The organism is Sphingobacteriales bacterium, from assembly GCA_012517435.1.
Lineage (GTDB): Bacteria > Bacteroidota > Bacteroidia > CAILMK01 > JAAYUY01 > JAAYUY01.
The window spans coordinates 1-5,389 of the sequence record JAAYUY010000105.1 but is presented as its reverse complement, the minus strand read 5'-3'; the positions used below and the strand labels follow the sequence as shown (position 1 = coordinate 5,389).

The 5,389-nt window shown below is 36.5% G+C and carries 3 protein-coding genes and 1 pseudogene; 3 read left to right on the top strand and 1 reads right to left on the bottom strand.

Annotated features, from left to right (window positions below; all coding sequences use genetic code 11):
* From GX437_06255 to GX437_06245, 3 genes and pseudogenes are all read left to right on the top strand, one after another.
* On the top strand, positions 1 to 972 hold a 972-nt coding region (locus tag GX437_06255), incomplete at its 5' end, for an AhpC/TSA family protein (GenBank protein ID NLJ07254.1).
* A 421-nt stretch (positions 973 to 1,393) separates the two neighbouring features.
* On the top strand, positions 1,394 to 1,948 hold the full coding sequence (locus GX437_06250) for a hypothetical protein (GenBank protein NLJ07253.1): 555 nt from the start codon (positions 1,394 to 1,396) through the stop codon (positions 1,946 to 1,948).
* Positions 1,945 to 2,729: pseudogene (locus GX437_06245) on the top strand (nucleotidyl transferase AbiEii/AbiGii toxin family protein). Before GX437_06250 ends, GX437_06245 begins: the two are co-directional and overlap by 4 nt.
* A 50-nt stretch (positions 2,730 to 2,779) precedes the next feature.
* On the opposite strand, the gene GX437_06240 reads toward GX437_06245, so the two are convergent.
* Positions 2,780 to 5,389 (bottom strand): DEAD/DEAH box helicase (locus GX437_06240; protein ID NLJ07252.1); only part of this gene is annotated, 2,610 nt, incomplete at its 5' end.

The following is a 5,389-nucleotide window of genomic DNA, read 5'->3' as shown; positions in this document are numbered from 1 at the left end:
AATATCTATCCCATTTATTCCGCAGTTGTTGATGAAAACAACACGTTTCGCTTTGATTTTCAAGTAAATGAACCATCTATTTACCAGCTCCGTTTTCCTAACGGAAATATTCACCTGTTTCTCAGAGGCGGTACCGTAAAAGTCAACACAAACCTCTCCGATTTAGGTTCTTATCAGGTTATTGGCTCTCCCGAATCCATGCAGCTAAAGGAAATGTATTATCTGCTCAATGACCTGAACAGTAAAACTGTAGAACTTCAGGACAGAGTTGAGACTTTGAAAAAAGATAAAAGCAAGGTCAAAGAGTTGCTGAGGCTTGTAGATTCTTTACCCATCTATTACAGTGCAATCAGTAAGGAAAAATCAAAAAAACTCAGAAATTTTGTTGAAAGGCTTGATACTTCCATGATCGCTCTTTTGGCAGCATTTTATCTGGACGCTGATGAAAATTATGATTTCCTGATTAAAACAAGGAACAAGTTTTCAAAAATCTGTCCGGGATCAAGATTCTACAAGCAGCTTGACGATAAATTAGCTAATATTGTTCCTGTCGGGCCGGGCAAAGATGCACCAAATACGGTAGCCAGCGATCCTAACGGAAAAGAAGTTCAACTGGCTTCCTTAAAAGGAAATGTTGTTTTACTCTATTTCTGGGCATCATTCAGTCAGCCTTGCCGTCAGGAAAACAAAAAAATTCTTGATATTTACAACCGCTACAGGAACAAAGGCTTTTCGGTATATGCAGTTTCTATCGACAGCGAAAAAAAATACTGGACTGATGCCATTAAAGAGGATAAGCTTAATTGGGTCAATGTTTCCAACCTGCTTGGCTGGGACGATGAACTGACGTATATCTGGAAAATTGACGATATTCCCTATCTTGTTCTTATTGACAGACAGGGTAAAATTACAGAGCGTGGATTCAGGGCATTTGAACTCGAGGCAAAACTGAAAAACGTTCTTTTTAAATAATTATCCTTCATAGCCCCCGATTTAAATCGGGGGCTGTGAAGATTAAAAATACATCCTGACATAACCAATCCGACATGGAGACTATCGCAAAATAACAAAAAAGAGAGAAACTGAAGTAATCATTTGCGTAAATGCACATAAAGTGTTAACTTTCGCAAATAAAAACTTTTTCAAAATGAGCCAGAAATACAATAATTTGAAAAAAATAATCTTCGATTATCAAAGCAGAGGCAAGTATTCCTTTTCAATAAACCAAATCAGGCAATTATTACAGATAAATAAGAATTCTTTAAGAATTGCTCTTTCCAGACAAGCGGACAAAAATCAAATTTTATCTATTCGAAAAGGATTTTACCTGATAATTCCTCCGGAATATTCTCATACCGGTATTTTGCCCCCTGAAATGTTTATCCACAATTTGATGTCATTTCTGAAAATTAACTATTATGTGGGTCTTATGACTGCTGCCATGTATCATGGGGCTTCCCATCAAAAACCACAGGAGTTTTTCGTTATTGTTGAAAAAATTCCATTACGCACAATAGAAAAGAATGGAGTCAGAATAGATTTTATTACAAAAAAGAATTTGAATCCGGATGGAATCAGCCAAATCAAGACCACTACCGGTTACATGAATATTTCAAATCCGGAAATGACATTTCTTGATCTTTTAATTTATGAAAACCGAATTGGTGGAATCAACAGAGCAATTGAAATGATGTTAGAAATAAATGATACTTTGAGTATTACACGATTTAAAAGGATTGTTAATAATGTACCAATTACTGTTTTGCAACGAGCCGGCTACATTCTTGAAAATTTTCTTGAAAAGCAGAACTTTGCAGACTTTATTTTCAATTACCTAAAAAACAAACTTTTTTACAGGACGGGGCTTTCACTGGCTTCAAAAAATACCGGGAATTGTAGCAACAGATGGAAAGTTATTGAAAACGTAAAATTGGAAATTGAAAGATGATTCCGCAAACATATATCATTGAATGGAAAAAATTTGTACCTTGGGTATCAGATGCTTTCGTTGAGCAGGATCTTATCTTAAGTTGTGCATTATCCTTGATTTTTTCAGATAGCTTTTTGTCTGAAAGATTAGTTCTCAGAGGAGGAACTGCTATTCATAAATTATTGCTACATCCACAAGTAAGATATTCTGAAGATATTGATCTTGTGCAGATTAAAGCCGAACCTGCCGGACAAATGATCAATCAGATAAGAAAAGTTCTTTCATTTCTGGGCAAACCTAAAATAATTCAGAAGAGCTTCAATAACACTTTGATTTTTAAATTTGATTCAGAAATACAACCTATTGTGCCTTTAAAATTAAAAGTGGAAATAATACACGTGAGCATTTCAATTTGCTTTCGCTGGACGAAATTGAGTTTCAGGTGAATTCATCATGGTTTTCCCGAAGCATTAAAATTAAAACATACAATATCAATGAATTGCTTGGCTCAAAATTGAGAGCATTGTACCAGCGGTCAAAAGGCAGGGATTTATTTGATATTTGGTATGTGATGACAAAAACTCAGGTAAATGCTGAAGTTATTGTCGCTTCATTTCATAATTTTATTGAATTTCAAGGAGTTACAATAAATAAAGATGATTATTTGAAAAATCTGGAAGCAAAGATTTCAGACCCTTTGTTTTTGGGTGACATAAAAGCATTACTTCGCCCTGGAATTGGCTTTAGTCCTGATTTGGCTTTTGAGTTAATTCGAGATGAGTTGATTGAAAAGATTTAAACATAGCCCCCGATTTAAATCGGGGGCTGTGAAAATCATAAAATTTTATATTATTCAAACAATCCCTCAATTTCTTCCATACTCAACATTCTCAGAGGATTGGCCTCATTTAAAAAAGCATCGGCAAGTTCTTTTTTGTGTTGCTGAAGGATCAGAATTTTTTCTTCCACGCTTCCTTTTGTGATAAATTTATAGGAAAAGACCTTTTTATCTTGTCCGATACGATGAGACCGGTTTATGGCCTGAAATTCAACAGCCGGATTCCACCACGGGTCAAGTATAAACACGTAATCCGCAGCGGTCAGGTTCAGACCAAATCCTCCAGCTTTGATACTGATTAAAAAAAGTTTTACAGCGTTATTGTTCTGAAAATCATTTATGATGCCTTTCCTTAAATGAGAGGGTGTAGAGCCTGTCAGCATCTTGAATGGAACTGAATTATCTCTGAAATACGCTTCAAAGAGCTTCAAATGACGGACGAAAGAGCTGAATATCAATATTTTATGATTTTCAGAGAGAACATCTTCCACATTTCTGATCACCTCATCAAATTTGCCGGAGCTAAAGTTATAGTCAGGGCTGTCAAGCACAGGGTGATTGGAAATCAGGCGAAGCTGCATCAGGGCTTTCAAAACGGCCAGCATCTTTGATTTATAGTTCTGACTGTTTACTTCGCTCAGAAGATAATTTCTGATCTGTGATTTTTTCCTTTCATAGTAAAGTTGCTGTTCCTCAGTCATTTCGCAGTAATGGATGTTTTCTGTCAGGGAAGGAAGCTCGGCTGCCACTTCTGTCTTTTTCCTTCTCAAAATAAATGGAGCTATAATGATTTTTAGCCTTTCAGCTTTTTTCTGGTCATTATTTTTTTCAATTGGTATGATGTATTCATTCCTGAAAAATTCAAGGGACCCTAAAATACCGGGGTTCAGAAAGTCCATCTGAGCCCAAAGGTCAGACAGTGAGTTTTCAATAGGAGTTCCCGTTAAAACGATGCGGTGTTTGGCTTTTAACTGAACAACCGACTGAAATATTTTTGATTCCGGATTTTTAATAAACTGGCTTTCATCCAGTATCAGGTAATAAAAACTGAAATTTTTCAAAAAATCCAAATCATTTCTGACGAGGCCATAAGAGGTTAATATCAGGTCGTATTGATGAAACAGACGGGTTGATCGCCTGCGGTTCATCCCTTCATGCAGGTAGCATCTGAGATGAGGGGCAAATTTTTTTATTTCGGCTGCCCAATTGTAGAGTAAAGAAGTGGGCATCACCACCAGGGATGTTTTTCGTGTAGCTTCACTGAAACTAAACAGGTCAAATTGAACGTATTCGTCATTACCCGTTTTGTTTTCTGCCTTTTTTTTCTCCAGTAAGGCAAGCGTCTGAATTGTTTTTCCGAGACCCATGTCGTCTGCCAGACAACAGCCCAATTCCCTCTGCGTCATAAAATACATCCAGCGAAATCCCTCAAGCTGATAAGGCCTGAGTTTTTCCTCAATCAAACCGGCCTCTGGTACCACATCCGTAAGTTTCCGGATTTCTTCCCTGCTTATATGTAAATCTTTATGTTTTTCTTTACCTCCTGTCCTGATAAACTGTTTCCTGATTTTAATCCTATTGTTTTTGACAGAACCAAAAATTACCAAATCCCTGTATTTTTCAAACCAGACTTCGGGTAAAACCACTATTTTTCCGTCAGGTAATTCGAATAATCTGTCGAAACGTAACAAATTGTTTCTGAGCCTGATAAATGGTATTTCGTATCCTTCGAGGCACAATTTCACAGAAATATCAAACCAGTCCATTTTTTTTGACTGCTGGAACTTTATTTCGACAGGGCCGGAATAAAAATTACTCAATTTCCCAAGGTCTGTTTTAATGCCCTGTTCTTTGAGTTCCTGAGCGTGCTGATTTACCCATACGATACAGTCGTAGTCTTCATGACCATCAGGCAAAGTAAAATCATTGTTATAATCACGAATTAAACCAAGAGAAATAAGAAAATCAGCTGTATGATTTTCGAAATCAATATCCCGGAGATATTTAATAAAATGGTATTGTTCACCATCTGTCTTCATCTCGACAAAACAATCTGCCTTTTCGTTCAAGGTAAATATTTTTGAAGGATAATGAAATTCAAGCCTGAATCGTTTGTTTTTCTGCCAGTTATCAATAATCTTCAGCACCACCTCAGGCTTTCCTTCCCATTCTTCAATTTCAAAACCAACCGGATTGACTTCAAACTTCCTGACTGATTTCAGGATAAACTTTTTGAAATATTCATCCTGAGCTTCTTTACGGATTAAAATAAATTCATTGGTAAAAAAGGGTTTAAGTTTATTAAAATCAATTTCAGGCTCAAAATGATGAAGGGTTTTATCAAGGATCAGCCAGACCGGTTTCTGACAGAGAACGATGGGCTCTTTTCCAAACAGACTGATCTGTTCATCTCCTGTTTTGATAGTCTGGTAATAGGTCAGATGATGTTCTCCTGCCCGGAAGTTAAATACAACTGTGGTATCTTTTTCGGGTATTTTCAGCGCTTTATCCTTTATGTAATTAATCCGGGTACCTTTGAAATAAACCGGAATTCTCTCGTTACAGAGCGTTTCAAGTATCTTCAGTAGTTTTTCTTCAATATATGGCCTGATTGTTTTATT

Excerpts from the sequence above, each read along its gene's own strand:
- GX437_06250 (NLJ07253.1), top strand. The coding sequence starts at position 1,394 with ATGTCATTTCTGAAAATTAACTATTATGTGGGTCTTATGACTGCTGCC.